The sequence below is a fragment of the Xanthomonas arboricola pv. guizotiae genome (genome assembly GCF_002940205.1).
GTDB lineage: Bacteria > Pseudomonadota > Gammaproteobacteria > Xanthomonadales > Xanthomonadaceae > Xanthomonas > Xanthomonas arboricola_C.
In genome coordinates this window covers 121,217-138,065 of record NZ_MDSK01000001.1, presented here as the reverse complement: position 1 = coordinate 138,065, position 16,849 = coordinate 121,217, and the positions used below count along the sequence as shown (strand labels likewise).

The following is a 16,849-nucleotide window of genomic DNA, read 5'->3' as shown; positions in this document are numbered from 1 at the left end:
GGCCACCAGGCAGGCCAGGCGGCGCCGGCTGAACGAAGCCCCCGCCCGCGCAGATCGGCCGCTTCAGTGCCGCCTACGGCACGCCGATAGCCACCCCACGTGAGGCAGGTAGGTATGCACGCCCACGCATCAGGCAACGCGCATTGCAGTAGCGTTGGCGCGTTGCCATCCGGGTTGCCAGCTCCTTGGGGGAGGGATGGATTTATGTCGTATCACTCAGTTGGCGCACTGCGCCGCGTTGCATTTGTCTGTGCGTTGTCATGCACGTTTCATGCCGCTGCCGGCGAGGTCAGTTTGCAGGGCTTGAACTCCAGCAGCACGCATCAGCGTTTCATCGTCAGCTACAAGGATCGCGTCGGCAGCAGCCGGGCAACCGGGTTGTCTGCGCCATGGCGCGACATCGCACGCGCCGTGCCGGAAGCGCGCGGACGCGCGTTGGGTCTGTCGGCCACGCGCCGGCTCAGCAGCGGCCCGATGTTGCTGGTGGCCGACCGCAAGCTGGACCGCGTGGATTCGGAAAGCCTGATGCGGCGCCTGGCCGCCGACCCGGCCGTCAAGCGCGTGGAAGTGGACATTTTGATGCGGCCGCTGCTGGTGCCCAACGACCCGGGCGTACCGCAGCAGTGGGCGATGGGCGCGACCGCCGCCAGCCTCAATGTGCGTCCGGCCTGGGACCGTTCCACCGGCAAGGGCATCGTGGTGGCGGTGATCGACACCGGCATCACCAATCATCCGGACCTGGCAGCCAACGTGCTGCCCGGCTACGACTTCATCGCCGCCCCGGCGAGCGCGCGCGACGGCAATGCGCGCGATGCGAGCGCCATCGACCAGGGCGACTGGGCCGCGGCCAACGAATGCGGGCCCGGCGCATCGGCAACCAATTCCAGCTGGCACGGCACGCATGTGGCGGGCATCGTGGCGGCGGTGGGCAACAACGCGGTGGGCGTGGTCGGTACCGCGTTCAACGCCAAGATCCTGCCGCTGCGGGTGCTGGGCCGATGCGGCGGCTACATGTCCGACATCGCCGATGCGATCGTGTGGGCGGCGGGCGGCAAGGTCAGCGGCGTGCCGGCCAACCCGAATCCGGCCACGGTGATCAATCTCTCGCTGGGCGGCACCGGCACATGCTCGACGACGTTGAGCAACGCCATTACCGCGGCGGTGACACGTGGCAGCGCGGTGGTGGTGGCGGCCGGCAACAGCAATATGGATGTCTCCACCAGCGTGCCGGCCAATTGCGCGAATGTGATCGCGGTGGCGGCCACCACCTCGGCCGGCGCCAAGGCGAGCTTCTCCAACTTCGGCAAGGGCGTGGATATCGCCGCGCCCGGGCAATCGATCGTGTCCACGCTCAATACCGGCACCACGGTGCCGGGCAATGCCGCATATGCGGTGTACAGCGGTACCTCGATGGCGGCGCCGCATGTGGCCGGCGTGGTGGCGCTGATGCAGTCGGTGGCGTTGAATCCGCTCACGCCGGCAACGGTAAAAGCACTGCTCAAGAGCAGCGCACGGCCATTGCCGGTGGCCTGCACGCAGGGCTGCGGGGCAGGGCTGGTGAATGCCGATGGCGCGGTGGCGGCGGTGATCGCGTCGACCACCTTGACCCGGAATGTGGCACGCACCGGGTTGAGCGCAGCGCTCTCTGATTCGCTGTATTACCAGGTCAACGTGCCGGCCGGCACACGCTCGCTCAAGGTCACGCTCGCCGGTGGCAGCGGCAATGCTGATCTCTCGCTGCGGGCGGGCGCGTTACCCACCGATGCTGCGTACAGCTGCCGCAGCATGCTGCCGGGCAATGGCGACAGCTGCACGCTGGCTGCGCCTGCGGCAGGCGTCTATTACGTCCGCTTGAAGGCCGCATTGGGCTTTTCCGGCGTCAGCGTCACTGCGGCGTATTGAGTCATCCCGGCGCGCTGTTGTTGCCGTTCCGGGATGCGCTGACGACTGCCGTTCTACGGGCGATCGTCAGCGCAGGCGTGCAGTGCAGCGCAGCATCGGCTGGAGGTCAACATCCAGGCCGATGATCGACTGCGAAGCACTGCGCAAGCCTAAATCTGGGCAAGCGGTGCGCGCACCGGCCGGCACGCGCGGAGTGTGGCGATGCGCTTACTCGCACAGTGAACACGCGCGTGCGGCGAGTGCATGCAATAGCTGCGCGCCTGGCAATTCCAGCAGCAAACCGCGTTGGCCGGCGTTGATCCACAGCGCGGGTGCGTCCAGTGCGGTGGTTTCAACCAGCACCGGCGCCTGCCGTTGCTGGCCGAGCGGGCTGATGCCGCCGACCTTGTAGCCGGTGCGACGCTCGGCATCGGCCACCTCCATCATGCGTGCCGACTTGCCGTTGCAGGCACTGGCCAGTTTCTTCAACGACACCCGGCGATCGCATGGAATCACCACGCACACCGGCTTGTCGTCGACCCATGCCATCAGCGTCTTCAACACGGTGTGCGGTTGCAGCCCCAACGCGTGTGCAGCCTGCAACCCCTTTGCATCGGCATCGGCCTGATAGGCGTACGGGTGCAACACGTAACCCACGCCGGCAGCGTCCAGTGCCTTGGTGGCGCGGGTGGCCTTGCTCATGGCGTCAGAGCGACTCGAAGCGGTTGGCGGCGACGTTCTTGCGCACCTTTTCCGGATTCCAGATGCGCCCGTTCATGGCGATGTACACGCCGGCCGGCAGCGACTGCACCGCGCCGACTGCGCAGCCGATGTTGAACTCGGCATCGGAGCCGCGGAAGCGCGCCGGATTGAGCGCGCCGGTCATCACGATGGTCTTGTCGGCGATCGATTGCAGCACCTTGCCGGTTTCCACCATCGAATCGGTACCGTGGGTGATCAGCACGTGGCGCGTCGGCTGGGCGGCGATGGTGGCGCGCACCAGTTCGCGGTCGGCAGCGGTGATGTGCAGCGAATCCTTGCGGATGATCGGAATCACCGAGAAGCGGAAGGTCACGCCCAGCTCCTTGAGGATCTGGCCGATCTGCGGGTCGCCGATCTGGTAATCCGATTTGTCGTCGAAGTAGATCTTGTCGATCGTGCCACCGGTGGTGACGATCAGGAGGTCTTCCATTGCTGCGGGTCCTTCAAACGGGCGCGGTGCAGGCCGCGCGAGGGCCGTCATGATACGACCCCGGCGCGGGTGCTGCCCAAGCCGGTCAACGTGGAGGGCGCTTGCGGCCGAAGCGCGCCGCCATGCCGGGGCCGCCCACCAATGCCACCACCAGCAGGGCCAGCAGCACTTCCAGCCAGGCCAGCCCACGCGCCTGCGGCTGACTCCAGGCGGCCATCACGCCGTGACTGAACCAGCCCAGCGCGAACACGCCGGCCCAGAAACGCGCACGTGCGCTGCGCAATGCCAGCACGGCCATCAGCGCCGGCGGCACCGCAAACACCAGCAGCGCCGCGACCCGATGGCGGTCGTCGTGAAACCAGCTCACGAACAGCACCGTCAGCGCGATCAGCGTCGCAGTCAGCAGCCAATGCGTGGCGCGCAGGCTCATGGGCTGGCCAGGCGCCGGGCGATATCGGCCACCCGGCGGCCCAGCGCACGCGCCAGCAGCGCTTCGTCCTCGCTCGGTTGCGGGTCGCCGCCGGCACCGGAGACGTGGCTGGCGCCATACGGCGTGCCACCGCTGGTGGTATGGCTGAGCGCAGCCTCGGTGAACGGGATGCCGACGATCAGGCAGCCGTGGTGCAGCAGCGGCAGGTGCATCGACAGCAAGGTGGATTCCTGCCCGCCGTGCATCGAGGCGGTGGAGGTGAACACGCCGGCCGGCTTGCCGGCCAGGGTGCCGCTGGCCCATTCGGCGCCCAGGCTGTCGAGGAAATGCTTCATCGGCGCGGCCATGTTGCCGAAGCGGGTCGGGCTGCCCAGCAGCAAACCGCTGCATTCGGACAGATCGGCCTTGTCCACATACGGCGCGCCCTCGTCCGGCACCGGCGGGGCGCTGGTCTGGGTCACCGCCGCCACCGGTGGTACCGTGCGCAGCCGCGCGCCCATGCCCGGCACTTCGCCGATGCCGCGCGCGATCTGCCGCGCCAGCCGCGCCACCGAACCGCCACGGCTGTAATACAGCACCAGAATCTCCGCCATCGCGCATCCACCGCCTGTGTGAGTTGCCGCAGTATCGGCCAAGCCACCGCCTGCCTGCACGCCGCAGTTGCGGCAAGGCCGCGATAACGGCGCATCGGGTACCCTTGCGCGATGTTGCGCGTGAACAAAATCCACCAATGGAAAGAACGGCTGCGCGACCGCGCGCGGACGGTCAGCTTCGGGCGCTTCCTGTGGCGCCGCTTTCTCGACGACCGCCTGTTCCAGGCGGCCGCCTCGCTCGCTTACACCACGGTGTTCGCGCTGGTGCCGCTGGCGATCGTGGTGTTCGGGGTGCTGTCGGCGTTCCCGGCCTTCAACGAGTGGAAGGACGCGCTGACCGACTTCATCTTCAACAACTTCGTGCCCGGCGCGGCACGCTCGGTGCAGAACTACCTCAATCGTTCGCTGGAGGATCTGGGCAAGTTCACCGTGGCTGGCATGGTCGCGCTGGTGGCCTCGCTGCTGATCACCCTGCACAGCATCGAGCAGACCTTCAACAGCATCTGGCGGGTGGCCGCCGCACGGCCGAAGGTGACGCGCTTCCTGATCTACTGGACGGTGCTGACCCTGGGCACGATGCTGGCCGCCGCCTCGATGGCGATGGCCGCCTACGTGTTCGCGCTGCCGCTGTTCCGCACCACCGAAGGCCAGTGGCTGGCCGAATTCGCCTGGCGGCTGGCGCCGATGGCGGTGGAGTTCGTCTGCATCGTGCTGATCTACCGCGTGGTGCCGCAGCATGGGGTACGCCTGCGGCATGCGCTGCCGGGCGCGTTGCTGGCGGTGATCCTGATGGAAATCGTCAAATGGGGCTTCGGCTTCTATCTGGGCAATTTCCAGACCTACCAGCGCATTTACGGCGCGCTGTCGGCGCTGCCCATCCTGTTGCTGTGGATCTACCTGAGCTGGGTCTCGGTGCTGCTGGGCGCCTCCCTGGCTTCGTCGATGGCGGCATTCCGCTACCAGCCCGAAGCCATGCGGCTGCCGCCGGGCTTCGAGATCTATGGCCTGCTGCGCCTGCTCGGCCGCTTCCGCCAGGCACGCATCCACGGCAACGGCCTGGACGAAGACCGCATCCTGGCGCTGGAGCCGATGCTCACCGACACGCTGATGCAGGAGTTGCTGTGCGAACTCAAACGCATCCGCCTGCTGCGCCGCGACGAGCGCGGCCAATGGCTGCTGGCGCGCGACCTGGACGTGGTGCCGCTGGCCGAACTCTACGAAAGCTGCCAGCTGCGCGTGCCGATCGAAGACCGCCCCCTGCCGTGCCGCGACGATGCCTACGGCCAGGCCGCTGCCGCTGCGCTGCAACAACTGCGCCAACCCTTGCGCAGCGTGCTGGCGCAACCGGTCGGCGACCTCTACACCCACCTTCCCGGAGACCTCCCATGACCGTGCGCCTTGTGCGCGGCGCCTGTGCGCTGCTGTTGCCGCTGTTGCTGCTGACCGCCTGCAAGCCCACCGGCGAGGGCACGCCCGCCGCCGGCGGTGCAGCGCCGGCGACCACCGCACCGACGCCGCAAAAGCCGGCCGCCCCCGCCGACCCGGCCAGCCCAACCGACACCGCGGTGGTGCAGCAGACCGCCGAAATGCCCAAGCTGTCGCTGCCGACCGTGACCGGCGCTGCCTATGACCTGGCCGCGCATCGCGGCAAGTGGGTGGTGGTCAATTTCTGGGCCACCTGGTGCGCGCCATGCCTGAAGGAAATGCCCGAGCTGTCGGCGCTGCATACCATGCGCGACAGCATCGAAGTAGTGGGCCTGGCCTATGAAGACATCAGCAGTGCCGACATGCAGGTGTTCCTGAAGGACCACCCGGTGTCGTACCCGATCGCCATCCTCGACCCCTACCAGCCGCCGCAGGACTTCGCCACGCCGCGCGGCTTGCCGATGACGTATCTGATCGGGCCGGACGGAAAGGTGGCCAAGCAGTTCCTCGGCCCGGTGACCGCACGCGACATCGAAACGGCGGTCGGCATCACCGGCAAGGCCGGCTGATGCAGGCGGCGCGCTTCATCGTCACCGGCGCGGTGCAGGGCGTGTGGTTCCGCGCCTCCACCCGCGAGCGTGCGGTTGCGCTGGGTCTGCATGGGCATGCGCGCAACCAGCCCGACGGCAGCGTGGAGGTGGTCGCTGCCGGGACCGACGCCGCGCTGGACGCGCTGGAAGCCTGGCTATGGCAAGGCCCGCCGGCGGCCAGGGTCGCGGCGGTGACCCGCACGCCCTGCGCGCCGCCGCCGACTGAAGCATTTGTAACTGGCTGAGTCGCTGCCAGCCGGGCAGGCCAACAGACTTGCGATGCGTCGCCGATAACCTTCTCAGCGCGATCAGGCGTGCAGGGGGAATATATGGCCGCTCCATCTCAAGATCACACCGACGGGCGCGCACTGCCTGCCCACCACCGCAACCGTCGCCTGGCGCAGCTGGCGCCATGGCTGTATTTGGGCATCCTGTCGGGCAGCGGCTGGTTGCTGTTTCAGCAGCCGCAGACCCGTGTGCTGCAGCCAGGGCAGGCGGCCACCAGCTGGCTGCTGGCCTGGATCTTCGGCGGCATCGTGATCGCTGCAGTGCTGTGGAGCCTGAAGCTCGCACGCCACGGCCTGGGCGCGCCCGCGGCCAGCTATCCGCTATCTGCGCGTCTGCCCGATTCCTGGGCCGACGCCTACGCGGCGCTGTTGCGCCCGGCCCCCGCGGCGCCGCTGTCGGCGTCCAGGCCGGATCCTGCCGGCAGCCAGCGCGGCGCAGCCTGGCACCGTTTCGGCGGCGGCATGCTCAGCGTGGAGAATTTCGATCCCAACGACGCCACCCGCGCGCCCTGGGACACCTTCGATGCCCAGGCCTGCATCGCGCGTCTGGACGATCTCCGTCCGGCCTGGCAGAACGCCACCGCCAACCGCGCGCTGCAACAGGAGCGTCGCTACTGGCTGGATGTGGTGCTGTCGCTGCTCGACCACGGCGTGATGCGCCCGCTGCAGGACGGCTACCTGCCCGACACCGCCACGCTGCGCACCGAACGTTTCCTGCTTGGCGCCGATGCCGGCCCGATCGTCCTGGCCGAAGTGCCGGCACTGTTCGCACGCCGCCTGGCGCTGGCGATCGAGACCATGCCGGCCCCGCAGCGCGAGGCCGCCGGCGTCCAGTGGCGTCTGCTGCAGCAATTGCACGGCCTGGTTGCCGAGAGCCGCATGCTGGACGAGCGCTCGCAGGTCATCCAGGTGCTGGCGTGGAATCCGGATGTGGACCTGGACCAGGTCGAAGTGGCCTACATCCTGGCTGCCGAGTACCGCCAGGGCATGCGCGACTGGTTGCGCCGCGCCGCGCTGGTGCGTTTGCCCGACAGCGCGCTACGCCTGGACGAAGTGCTGCTGTCGTCCTGCAGCCCGCTCGGCGCGCAGGCCGACGACGTCGACTACATTGAAGCGATGCGCCCGCTGCATCGCGGTTTCATGCAGCTGTTCAGTCAGCGCCTGAGCCAGTTGGTGCTGCAGGCCGAGCAAGCCGAACGCCAGGCCGGCCTGTATCCGTTGCCGCGCGCCACCGCGGCCAGCGACGAGATCTCTCAGGACTGGCCGGCGTAATCGTCGATCGGTTCCAGCACGCCGTAACGTTCCTTTTGCGGCTTGCCGTCCAGTGGCGGCAGCTGCAGCGTGTCATCTGGCACCGCGGTGTCCGGGAGTCGATCCAGCAGATTGCGGATCAGGCTCAACCGGCCGCGCTTCTGGTCGTTGAAATCCACCAGCGTCCACGGCGCGTCCGGCGTATGCGTCACCTCGAGCATGCGCTCACGCGCGGCGGTGTAGGCCTCGTACTTGCTGCGTGACTGCAGGTCCACCGGCGACAGCTTCCAGCCCTTGAGCGGATCTTCCTGGCGTTCGGCAAAGCGCTGTTCCTGCTCGGCCTGATCCACGCACAGCCAGTACTTGAACAACAGGATGCCGTCGTCGACCAGCAGTTGTTCGAAGCGCGGCGCCTGCTCCAGGAACGCGTCGTATTGCCCGTCGGTGCAATAGCCCATCACCCGTTCCACGCCGGCGCGGTTGTACCAGCTGCGATCCATCAGCACCAACTCGCCGGCCGCTGGCAGGTGCGCCACATAGCGCTGGAAATACCATTGCGTGCTTTCGCGGTCGTTGGGTGTCGGCAACGCCACCACCCGGCACTGGCGCGGGTTCAGATGGCTGGCGATGGCCTGGATCACACCGCCCTTGCCGGCGGTGTCGCGGCCTTCCACCAGTACCAGCGCGCGCTGGTTGGTATGCCGCAGCCAGCGCGCCATGTTGACCAGTTCCAGCTGCAGCGGTGCCAGCAACTTCTTGTAGGCCTTGCGTTTCAGGTGCGACATGCGCGTTCCAGCAGCGATGGAGCGCGCAGGCTATTCGCCCAGGCGTGGACGCAGTGTCGCCAGATTGCAGGGCTTGGTCCGCGCATCCAGCTGCGCACGCACGATCTTTTCCCAGGCCGTGCGGCAGGCCGAGGTGGAGCCGGGCAGGCAGAACACGAAACTGTGATTGGCCAGCCCCGCAAACGCGCGCGACTGCAGCGACGAGGTGCCGATTTCGTCGACACTGACCGCGCGGAACAACTCGCCGAAACCGGGCATGGTCTTGTCCAGCAGCGGCGTGATCGCCTCCGGTGTGCTGTCACGGCCGGTAAAACCGGTGCCACCGGTGATCAGGATGCCATCGACCTGCGCATCGGCGATCCAGCCGGACACGATCGCACGCATGCGGTAACGGTCGTCCGGGCACAGCGCACGTTCGTGCAGCACGTGGCCTTCGTGGGTGAGCGCATCGGCCAGGTAGTCGCCAGAGCGGTCATCAGCCAGGGTGCGGCTGTCGGACACGGTCAGCACGCACAGGCGCAAGGGAATGAAATCGAGATTGGAAGGCATGCGCGCAGCCTAGCGAGCCTGGACGGCCGGGTACAGCGCCGCGGTGTGAAGTTGCACGGAGCGCCTGACTATCGGGCACGGACTGATGCATTGCCGTTAGCCCCTCTCCTGCGGGAGAGGGGTGAGGGTACGGTCGAGCAGTGTGATTGCCGCAGACGTAGCCTCATCCCGCGCTACGCACCACCTGTCCTCCACGAAGGGGGAGCAATGTCCCGACGCGAGAAGGGAATACAGCGTCGATGCGTATCCGCCGCTTTGGGCAGCGTTTTCAGCCATGCCATCTCAGGCCAACACAGCAGCGAGGCCAACTCGCAGCACCCAATAAACCAAGTCAGGCACCAACGACTAAACCTCCAGCCATCCACTGCGCTGAGCAACACCACGCAGCAGCGCGGCCAGGTCATCCGCAAATCCATCCATATCGAACAGGCCACTGCGCAGGCGTTGCTCCGCCAGCTGCGCACGCACGACACGCAAGGCCTCCGCATTGCTCGCCAGCTCGATCGCTTTGGACACGAACGCAGCATCATCGGCCACATTCATTTCATGAAGCCCCAGATGCTGATTGAGGCTGCCAGCCACGCGTGCAGCGAATGTCTCACCTGGCGTGGTCAATACCGGGCATCCTGCCCATAACGCATCGGAAGCGGTGGTGTGCGCGTTGTACGGATGCGTATCCAAAAACAGGTCCGCATGCCGATAGCGTGCCAGATACTGCGGATGCGGCAACTTCGGCATGAATACCAGGCGCTGCGCATCCACGCCCTGTGCCTGTGCGGCCGCACGCAGTCGTGCGTCGGCCTGGCCCGGGCCGGACAGCAGCCACAGCACGCTATCGGGCACCGCACGCACCACCGCCAGCATGCGCGCCATGCTGCGTGGATTGAACTTGTAACTGTTGTTGAAGCAGCACAGCACCGCCCCGTTCTCGGGCAACCCGCACTGCGCACGCGATGGCGGCTCGGCAAGCGTGCGCGAGGTGTCGGACGGCTGAAACGCGCGCGGCAGGCGCAGCACCTGTTCGCTATAAAACGGCTGCAGCGACGGCGGCAATGCAACGGCGTCGCCCAGCGCATAGTCCATCCACGGCGCGCCCGAAGTGCCCGGATACGCCAGCCAATTGAGCTGCACCGGTGCCGGCCGCAGCGCGAACACTTCCGGACGTCCGCCACCGCCCCAGCCACGCAGATCGAACAGCAGGTCGATGCCCTGGTCGCGGATGTGCTGCGCGGTCGCCAGATGCCCTAGCGCGGTGACGTCGTGCAACTGCGTGGCCTGTGCCAGGCGCGCGCGAATCTCGCTGCCGTCGTCATGGCTGGTCGCAAACAGGTGCAGCTGCAGGTCCGGCTGACGTCGCTGCAGCGCTTCGAACAACGCCACGGTCAGCAAGCCGGTGGGATGCGCGCCGAAGCCGTTGGAGACGAAGCCGAGCTGCAGTGCGCCGTGGCTGCGCACCATTGCCGCTGGCAGCGGGCGCAGAGACGCGGCAATCGCCTGCGCACGGGTGCGGGCGCACGCAAGCTGCTCTGCAGCACTGGCGTCCTCGCTCAGGAAGGCGAACGGTTCCACCGCGGCAGCGCCCTGGGCCACGGCGCTGCGCACCTGCGCAGCGAGCGCATCCAGCTCGCGCCAGTCGCACAGGCGGCGTTGCCAGTTGAGCAGTTGCGCAGCGATATACGGCTCGTCGGGCAGCAGTTGGTGCGCACGCGTATACGCGGCCGCGGCAGCTTCGGCCTGGCCTGCATCTTCCAATGCATGCCCCAGCCACAGCGCGATGCCCGGATGCTGCGGCACCAGGTCCGATGCCTGCTGCAACAACGCTGCCGCGTCGGCATGCCGTTGCTGTGTCCAGCGCACCCGGCCAAGCCGCGCCACCGCTTCCGGATGGCCCGGCTGCAGTGCAAGCGCGCGTTGTACCGCGGCCTCGCCTGCAACGATTGCGCCCATGCCGAGCTCGGCATCGGCCAGCATCAGCCAGGCGATGAAATCGCCCGGCTGGCGTCGCACCGCCTCGCGCAGCTGCAGCAGCTCGCGCGGGACCTGCGCACTCACGGGCTGTCGCTCAACCGTGCCAGTTCGTCGGCCTGATGCTCGTGCAGCAGTCGTGCGATCAGTGCATCCAGATCGCCTTCGATGATGTTGGGCAGGTCGTACAGCGTCAGGCCTTCCACGCGGTGGTCGGTGATGCGGCCCTGCGGGAAGCTGTAGGTGCGGATGCGCTGGCTGCGGTCGCCGCTGCCCACCTGCAACTTGCGCGTCTGCGCTTCGGCGGCGGCCGCCTTGCTGCGTTCGGCTTCCACCAACTGCGCCTTCAGCCGCTTCATCGCCTTGTCGCGGTTGGCGTGCTGGCTGCGTTCGGTCTGGCATTCCACCACCACGCCACTGGGCACATGGGTGATGCGGATCGCCGACTCGGTCTTGTTGACGTGCTGGCCGCCGGCACCGGACGAGCGGAAGGTGTCCACCTTCAGGTCGGCCGGGTTGATCACGATCTCTTCCACATCGTCGGCTTCGGGAATGATCGCCACCGTCGCAGCCGACGTGTGGATGCGGCCCTGTGATTCGGTCGCCGGCACGCGTTGCACGCGGTGGGTACCGGATTCGAACTTCAAGCGCGAATACGCGCCGCGTCCGACCACCCGCGCCACCACTTCCTTGTAGCCGCCGTGTTCGCCGGGGCTGTCGGATTCGATTTCCACCCTCCAGCCCTGGCGCTCGGCGTAGCGTGCGTACATGCGGAACAGGTCGCCGGCAAAGATCGCCGCTTCGTCGCCGCCGGTGCCGGCGCGCACTTCCAGGAACAGGTTGCCGTCGTCGCGCGGGTCGCGCGGCACCAGCAGCAAGGCCAGTTGCGCATCCAGTTCTTCCAGGCGCGCCTGTGCGGCGGCGATCTCCTCTTCGGCCAGCTCGCGCATTTCCGGGTCGTTGCGCATGGCTTCGGCTGCGCTCAGGTCGGCCTTGGCGCGCGCTTCGTCTTCCAGTGCCACCGCGACCGGCTCCAGCTGCGACAGTTCGCGCGACAACGTGCGGAACCTGTCGTTGTTGCTGACCACCTCGGGGTCGGAGAGCAGGTGCTGCAGTTCTTCGCGGCGCTCGGCCAGCGCTTCGAGCTTACGGCGCAGGGTCGGCGTCATCGGTCCTCACGATCGGGGTGGCTACAGGGGGGTGTCGGTAACCCGGCTTTTCCGGAAACAGCCGGTCGGCCGCGCTGGTCAATTCCAGGTCGTTGTTGAGCGCGGCATCGCGCAGCGCGGCGGTGGGCGGATGCAGCAGCCGGTTGGTCAGCGCATGCGCCAGCTGGTCCAGTACTTCGTCGGCCGGCTTGCCGTTGTACAATTGCTGGCGCGCCTTGGCCAGCAGTTCGTCGCGGGTGCTGTCGCCGAACGCGCGCAGGCGCTTGAGCGGCGCCTGGCGCGCGTTGGCCTGCAAGGCTTCGACATAGCGAGCCACCTGCAGGTCGATGATGACTTCGGCTTGGTCGGCGGCTTCGCGGCGGCCGCGTCGGTTGTCTTCGACCGCGCGTTCCAGATCGTCCACCGTGTACAGGTAGGCGTCGCCGAGTTCGGCCACGGAGGCTTCGATATCGCGCGGCACCGCCAGGTCGAACAACAGCATCGGCTTGCGTTTGCGCGCGCGCAGCGCCTGTTCCACCTGCGTGCGCGTCACGATCGGCTCGCGCGCGGCGGTGGCCGAGAACACCACGTCGGCTTCGGCCAGATGGCGGTCCAGATCGCTCAGCGGCAGCGCGTAACCGCCGTGCTGGCTGGCCAGCGTCTGCGCATGCGCAAGCGTGCGATTGGCGATCAACAGGCGGCGCACGCGGCCTTCGCTCAGATGCTTGGCCGCAAGCTCGATGGTTTCGCCCGCGCCGATCAGCAGCACGGTGGATTCATTGAGCCGCGCGAAGGATTCCTGCGCCAGTCGTACCGCAGTGGAGGCCACCGACACCGGATTGGCACCGACGCGGGTATCGGTGCGCGCCCGCTTGGCGACCGAGAAGGTCTGCTGAAACAGGCGGTCCAGCCCGCTACCCAGCGCGCCATGTGCACGGGCCACGGCCCAGGCATCCTTCACCTGGCCCAGGATCTGCGGCTCGCCCAGCACCATCGAGTCCAGCCCTGTGGCGACGCGGAACAGGTGGCGCACCGCCGCTTCCTCCTGATGCTGATAGAGGTAACCGCTCAAGCCCGGCGCATGGGTTTCCAGCCAGCTCACCAGGCTGTGCGGGTCGTCGGACATCGCATACAGCTCGGTGCGGTTGCAGGTGGACAGCAGCGCGGCCTCGCTCACCTGCGGCAACGCGCGCAGGGATTCGAGCGCGCGCGGCAACGCGTCACCTGCGAACGCCGCGCGTTCGCGCAGGTCCACAGGTGCGGTCTGGTGATTCAGTCCGAGCACCCACAACGTCATTGTTCAGTTGCTTGCGATAAGCTGGCGGCCATTCAGGGCCCCATTTTACGGCCCGGTTGCCCCCGATGCCTGTACCGATTCGCATCCTGTGTGTTCTTTTGCTGGTCGCAGTCTCCGCCAGTGCCACTGCAGTACCCAAGAAAGCACCGCCCGCGCCACCGCCCGGTCGCGCCGGCGCCAACTCGCTGGAGCCGGTGCTCGCCGGCGAATTCGCCTTGCAGGCCGGGCAGTTGGACGATGCCGCCCGCGCCTACCTGGATGCCGCCAGGGCCGAGGCCGGCGACGCCGGGTTGGCCGAACGCGCCGCCCGCATCGCCATGCTGGCCAACGACGACCCGCGTGCGATCGAGGCCCTGGCGCTGTGGCGCTCCCGCGCACCGGCGTCGATGTCCATGCGCAGTACCGAAGCCTCGCTGGCCCTGCGCCGCAACGACCTGCGTACCGCCCGCCGTGACCTGCTCGGCCTGCTCAAGGAGCCCGACCCGCGCGGCTGGCGCTTCGCCCTGATCGCCCTGGCCAACGGCGGCCGCGAGCCGGAAGCCTCCGCCGACGTGCTCGAAGACCTGGTCAAGGCCGGCGCCATCCCCAACCAGATCGAAGCCTGGCAGGAATTCGGCCGGCTCGCCCTGCGCATGGAGCGCCCGGCGCTGGCCAAGCGCATCGTCGACGAAGTGGTGCGCCGCTTCCCCGAAGAGCCGCGCGTGGCCTTGTTGCACGCCACCCAGTTGCAGCAGGAAGGCAAGAACGACGAAGCGCTGGCACTGCTGAAGAATGTCGAGCCGCAGGCGGTCAAGGATTCGGAGCTGCGCGGCGCGCTGGCCTTTGCCTACGACGCCATGGGCCAGACCGAAGCCGCCGCGCGGGTGTTGTCGACCGGGCCGCAGGACACCCAGACCTACGGGCTGCGTGCCTCCATGCTGGCCAAGGAAAAGGATCGCACCGCGCTGGAAGCGCTGTACGGCGAGCTCAAGCGCAACGCCACCAAGCCCGACCCGGACCGCCGCCTGCTGCTCGGCAAAATCGCCGAATTCCTCAAGCGCTACGACGAGGCAGTGGAGTGGTATCGCGGCGTGCCCGGGGGGCCGCAGCTGAGCGAAGCGCGCCTGCGCGCCGCCAGCGCCCTGTACGAGCTGGGCCGCAAGCCCGAGGCGCTGGCCGAAGCGCGCGCATTGCAGAGCGATGCCAGCGCCGACGACGACGCGCGTCGCGACGCCTACGTGCTCGAAGCCGAGCTGCACCAGCGCGCCGACGATGCAGCGGGCGAACTGGAGGCCTTCGAGCGCGGCCTGGCCGCCTATCCGGACGACGGCGCGCTGCTGTACGCCCGCGGCCTGGCCTGGGAGCGCCGCGACGATGTCGCGCGTGCCGAGGCCGACCTGCGCAAGATCCTGGTGGCCGAACCGGAAAACGTGGCGGCGCTGAACGCGCTGGGCTATACCCTGGCCGACCGCACCACCCGCTACAAGGAAGCGCTGGCGCTGATCGACCGCGCCCGTACCGCCGACCCGGACAACCCCGCAATCGTCGACAGCTACGGCTGGGTGCTGTATCGCATGGGCCGCACCAAGGAAGCCCTGGTGCAGCTGCGCCGCGCCTGGGCGCTGGTCAAGGACCCGGAAATCGCCGCGCACGTGGGCGAGGTGCTGTGGGTCAGCGGCAAGCAGGACGAAGCGCGGCGCTACTTCGATGAAGCGCGGCGTCTGGATCCGGACAACCGCGCGCTGCAGCGTGCGGTGGAAAAATTCGGGCTATGAGCGGGACGATCCGAACACTGGCCCTGGGCGGGCTGGTGCTGCTCGGGCTGTCGGGCTGCGTCAGCGTGCCGCGCGGGCAGGGCAGTGGCGGCGCGGTGGTCGAGCAGGTTTCCGACGGGGCGCGGCAGGCCGAAGCCGCACGCCAGGCCTGGCTGCAGGCGCATCCGGCCTGGTCGTTCCAGGGCCGGGTGGCGATCAGCAAGGGCAGCAACGGCGGTAGCGGCCGCATCGACTGGCAGCAGGACGGTGCGCAGTACCGCGTGCAGCTCAGCGCGCCGGTGACCCGGCAGAGCTGGGTGCTCACCGGCGATACCGCCAGCGGCGGCGGACGCCTGGAAGGGCTGGACGGCGGCCCGCGCAGCGGTCCGGATGCCGAGCAGGTGCTGCTGGAAGCGACCGGCTGGACCATCCCGGTCAAGCAGATGCCGGACTGGGTGCGCGCGCTGCGCATCGCCGGCGCCGAGCGCGCGGATCTGGATGCGGCCGGGCGGCCGCGTACCTTGCAGCAGGATGGCTGGACGATCGATTTTCTTGCCTGGGCGCCGGCCGGCGCCGGGCAACCCGAGCTGCCGCAGCGCATCGAAGCCCGCAACGGCGAGGCCAAGGTGCGCCTGTTGGTCGATCAATGGACGGTATCGCCCTGATGTCCGCGGTGGAGACGGGCTGGTCGGCGTGGCCCGCGCCGGCCAAGCTCAACCTGTTCCTGCAGATCGTCGGGCGCCGCGCCGATGGCTATCACCTGCTGCAGACCGTGTTCCGGCTGCTGGATTGGGGGGACACCATTCATCTTCGTGTGCGCAACGACGGGCTGATCCGGCGCATCGGCGACAGCCTGCCCGGCGTGGCGGAAGCCGATGACCTGGTCATCCGGGCCGCGCGCCTGCTGCAATCCAGCGCGGGCACGCAGGCCGGCGCCGACATCCGGGTCGACAAGCGCATCCCCGCCGGCGGCGGCTTCGGCGGCGGATCGTCGGATGCCGCCACCGTGCTGGTCGCGCTGAATGCCTTGTGGGGCCTGGGCTTGCCGGTCCGGACGTTGGCCGACCTGGGGCTGCGGCTGGGCGCCGACGTGCCGGTGTTCGTGCGCGGTCACAATGCCTGGGCCGAGGGTGTCGGCGAGCGACTGACCCCGATCGGTCTCCCGGCAGCGTCCTACGTGCTGGTCGATCCGGGAATTCACGTGTCCACCCCGGTCTTATTTCAATCACGGGAATTGACGCGGGATGCTGCGCCCGTGAAAATAGCGGACTTCGCTTCGGGTTCCCTGCTGGACAATGCGTTCGAGCCGGTCCTGCGGCGCCGTGAACCCGCCATCGAGGCAGTGTTCCAGGCGCTGTCCAGGATCGGGACGCCGCGTTTGACCGGGTCAGGGGGCGGGTGTTTCGTCGAATTCGCCACGCGCGCTGCTGCAGAGCAGGCCATGGCGCAGTTGCCGGGCAGCCTGAGGGCGTGGGTCGTGGAAGGTGCAGCGCACTCGCCACTGCTCGACGCGCTGGATGCGAGACAGGTTTGATGCAGGGGCGTCGCCAAGAGGCCCAAGGCACCAGGTTTTGATCCTGGCATTCGTAGGTTCGAATCCTACCGCCCCTGCCAGTTGTTGATGCAGGTCCCTCTGCAACAGTGGTACATGCAGGTCCCCTGCAACAGCCGTATATGCAGGTCCCTCTGCAACAGCCCGCACATCCATGTGCGGGGATTCAAC

The 16,849-nt window shown here is 68.0% G+C and carries 17 protein-coding genes and 1 tRNA gene; 9 read left to right on the top strand and 9 right to left on the bottom strand.

Features of this window, described 5'->3' with window-relative positions; genetic code table 11:
* The first annotated feature begins 204 nt into the window (after nt 1-204).
* The gene (locus XarbCFBP7408_RS00765; protein WP_104560483.1) at nt 205-1,902 is read left to right on the top strand and encodes a S8 family peptidase; all 1,698 of its coding nucleotides are present in this window, start codon (nt 205-207) and stop codon (nt 1,900-1,902) included.
* Nucleotides 1,903-2,109: 207 nt separating this feature from the next.
* On the opposite strand, the gene ybaK is transcribed toward XarbCFBP7408_RS00765, so the two are convergent.
* From ybaK to wrbA, 4 genes are all read right to left on the bottom strand, one after another.
* Nucleotides 2,110-2,583: a Cys-tRNA(Pro) deacylase gene (gene ybaK, locus XarbCFBP7408_RS00760; RefSeq protein WP_104560481.1), complete on the bottom strand. Its 474-nt coding sequence runs from the start codon at nt 2,581-2,583 to the stop codon at nt 2,110-2,112.
* A gap of 4 nt (nt 2,584-2,587) precedes the next feature.
* Complete coding sequence (locus XarbCFBP7408_RS00755; RefSeq protein ID WP_102583828.1) at nt 2,588-3,073, bottom strand: asparaginase domain-containing protein; 486 nt, start codon at nt 3,071-3,073, stop codon at nt 2,588-2,590.
* 85 nt (nt 3,074-3,158) lie between these two features.
* Nucleotides 3,159-3,503 (bottom strand): DUF2069 domain-containing protein, encoded by a 345-nt coding sequence (locus XarbCFBP7408_RS00750; protein ID WP_104560479.1) that lies wholly within the window; start codon nt 3,501-3,503, stop codon nt 3,159-3,161.
* Complete coding sequence (gene wrbA / locus XarbCFBP7408_RS00745; RefSeq protein ID WP_181106139.1) at nt 3,500-4,156, bottom strand: NAD(P)H:quinone oxidoreductase; 657 nt, start codon at nt 4,154-4,156, stop codon at nt 3,500-3,502. Before wrbA ends, XarbCFBP7408_RS00750 begins: the two co-directional genes overlap by 4 nt.
* Before the next feature lie 51 nt (nt 4,157-4,207).
* Here wrbA and XarbCFBP7408_RS00740 point away from each other — a divergent pair, with 51 nt between their 5' ends.
* The 4 genes from XarbCFBP7408_RS00740 to XarbCFBP7408_RS00725 all read left to right on the top strand — a co-directional run bounded on the left by XarbCFBP7408_RS00740 (nt 4,208) and on the right by XarbCFBP7408_RS00725 (nt 7,670).
* The gene (locus XarbCFBP7408_RS00740) at nt 4,208-5,485 is read left to right on the top strand and encodes a YihY family inner membrane protein (RefSeq protein ID WP_104560475.1); all 1,278 of its coding nucleotides are present in this window, start codon (nt 4,208-4,210) and stop codon (nt 5,483-5,485) included.
* Nucleotides 5,482-6,090, top strand: coding sequence for a TlpA family protein disulfide reductase (locus tag XarbCFBP7408_RS00735; protein ID WP_104560473.1), 609 nt, complete (start codon nt 5,482-5,484; stop codon nt 6,088-6,090). Before XarbCFBP7408_RS00740 ends, XarbCFBP7408_RS00735 begins: the two co-directional genes overlap by 4 nt.
* A complete protein-coding gene (locus XarbCFBP7408_RS00730) occupies nt 6,090-6,356 on the top strand; it encodes an acylphosphatase (protein ID WP_104560463.1) in 267 nt (88 codons plus the stop codon). Before XarbCFBP7408_RS00735 ends, XarbCFBP7408_RS00730 begins: the two co-directional genes overlap by 1 nt.
* 84 nt (nt 6,357-6,440) lie before the next feature.
* Nucleotides 6,441-7,670: a hypothetical protein gene (locus tag XarbCFBP7408_RS00725; protein ID WP_104560461.1), complete on the top strand. Its 1,230-nt coding sequence runs from the start codon at nt 6,441-6,443 to the stop codon at nt 7,668-7,670.
* On the opposite strand, the gene ppk2 is transcribed toward XarbCFBP7408_RS00725, so the two are convergent.
* The 5 genes from ppk2 to hemA form a co-directional block, all read right to left on the bottom strand.
* Complete coding sequence (gene ppk2 / locus XarbCFBP7408_RS00720; protein ID WP_104560459.1) at nt 7,652-8,434, bottom strand: polyphosphate kinase 2; 783 nt, start codon at nt 8,432-8,434, stop codon at nt 7,652-7,654. The two genes, XarbCFBP7408_RS00725 and ppk2, sit on opposite strands and share 19 nt — an antisense overlap.
* A gap of 30 nt (nt 8,435-8,464) precedes the next feature.
* A complete protein-coding gene (gene moaB / locus XarbCFBP7408_RS00715) occupies nt 8,465-8,983 on the bottom strand; it encodes a molybdenum cofactor biosynthesis protein B (RefSeq protein ID WP_104560457.1) in 519 nt (172 codons plus the stop codon).
* A 345-nt stretch (nt 8,984-9,328) separates the two neighbouring features.
* Nucleotides 9,329-11,035 (bottom strand): tetratricopeptide repeat protein, encoded by a 1,707-nt coding sequence (locus XarbCFBP7408_RS00710; RefSeq protein ID WP_104560455.1) that lies wholly within the window; start codon nt 11,033-11,035, stop codon nt 9,329-9,331.
* Nucleotides 11,032-12,117 carry a peptide chain release factor 1 gene (gene prfA, locus XarbCFBP7408_RS00705; RefSeq protein WP_104560453.1) on the bottom strand — a complete coding sequence of 362 codons (1,086 nt, stop codon included), beginning with the start codon at nt 12,115-12,117 and terminating at the stop codon, nt 11,032-11,034. Before prfA ends, XarbCFBP7408_RS00710 begins: the two co-directional genes overlap by 4 nt.
* Nucleotides 12,095-13,393 carry a glutamyl-tRNA reductase gene (gene hemA, locus XarbCFBP7408_RS00700; protein ID WP_104560452.1) on the bottom strand — a complete coding sequence of 433 codons (1,299 nt, stop codon included), beginning with the start codon at nt 13,391-13,393 and terminating at the stop codon, nt 12,095-12,097. The genes prfA and hemA overlap by 23 nt, the downstream gene beginning before the upstream one ends.
* Before the next feature lie 65 nt (nt 13,394-13,458).
* Between hemA and XarbCFBP7408_RS00695 the strand changes: the two genes are divergently transcribed.
* The 4 genes from XarbCFBP7408_RS00695 to XarbCFBP7408_RS00680 all read left to right on the top strand — a co-directional run bounded on the left by XarbCFBP7408_RS00695 (nt 13,459) and on the right by XarbCFBP7408_RS00680 (nt 16,740).
* The gene (locus XarbCFBP7408_RS00695) at nt 13,459-15,147 is read left to right on the top strand and encodes a tetratricopeptide repeat protein (RefSeq protein WP_104560450.1); all 1,689 of its coding nucleotides are present in this window, start codon (nt 13,459-13,461) and stop codon (nt 15,145-15,147) included.
* Nucleotides 15,144-15,791, top strand: a complete 648-nt coding sequence (lolB, locus tag XarbCFBP7408_RS00690) for a lipoprotein insertase outer membrane protein LolB (RefSeq protein WP_104560448.1) — start codon at nt 15,144-15,146, stop codon at nt 15,789-15,791. The genes XarbCFBP7408_RS00695 and lolB overlap by 4 nt, the downstream gene beginning before the upstream one ends.
* Complete coding sequence (gene ispE, locus XarbCFBP7408_RS00685; protein ID WP_104560446.1) at nt 15,773-16,660, top strand: 4-(cytidine 5'-diphospho)-2-C-methyl-D-erythritol kinase; 888 nt, start codon at nt 15,773-15,775, stop codon at nt 16,658-16,660. Before lolB ends, ispE begins: the two co-directional genes overlap by 19 nt.
* 3 nt (nt 16,661-16,663) lie before the next feature.
* Nucleotides 16,664-16,740: transfer RNA gene (locus XarbCFBP7408_RS00680), tRNA-Gln, on the top strand.
* Nucleotides 16,741-16,849: the final 109 nt, after the last annotated feature.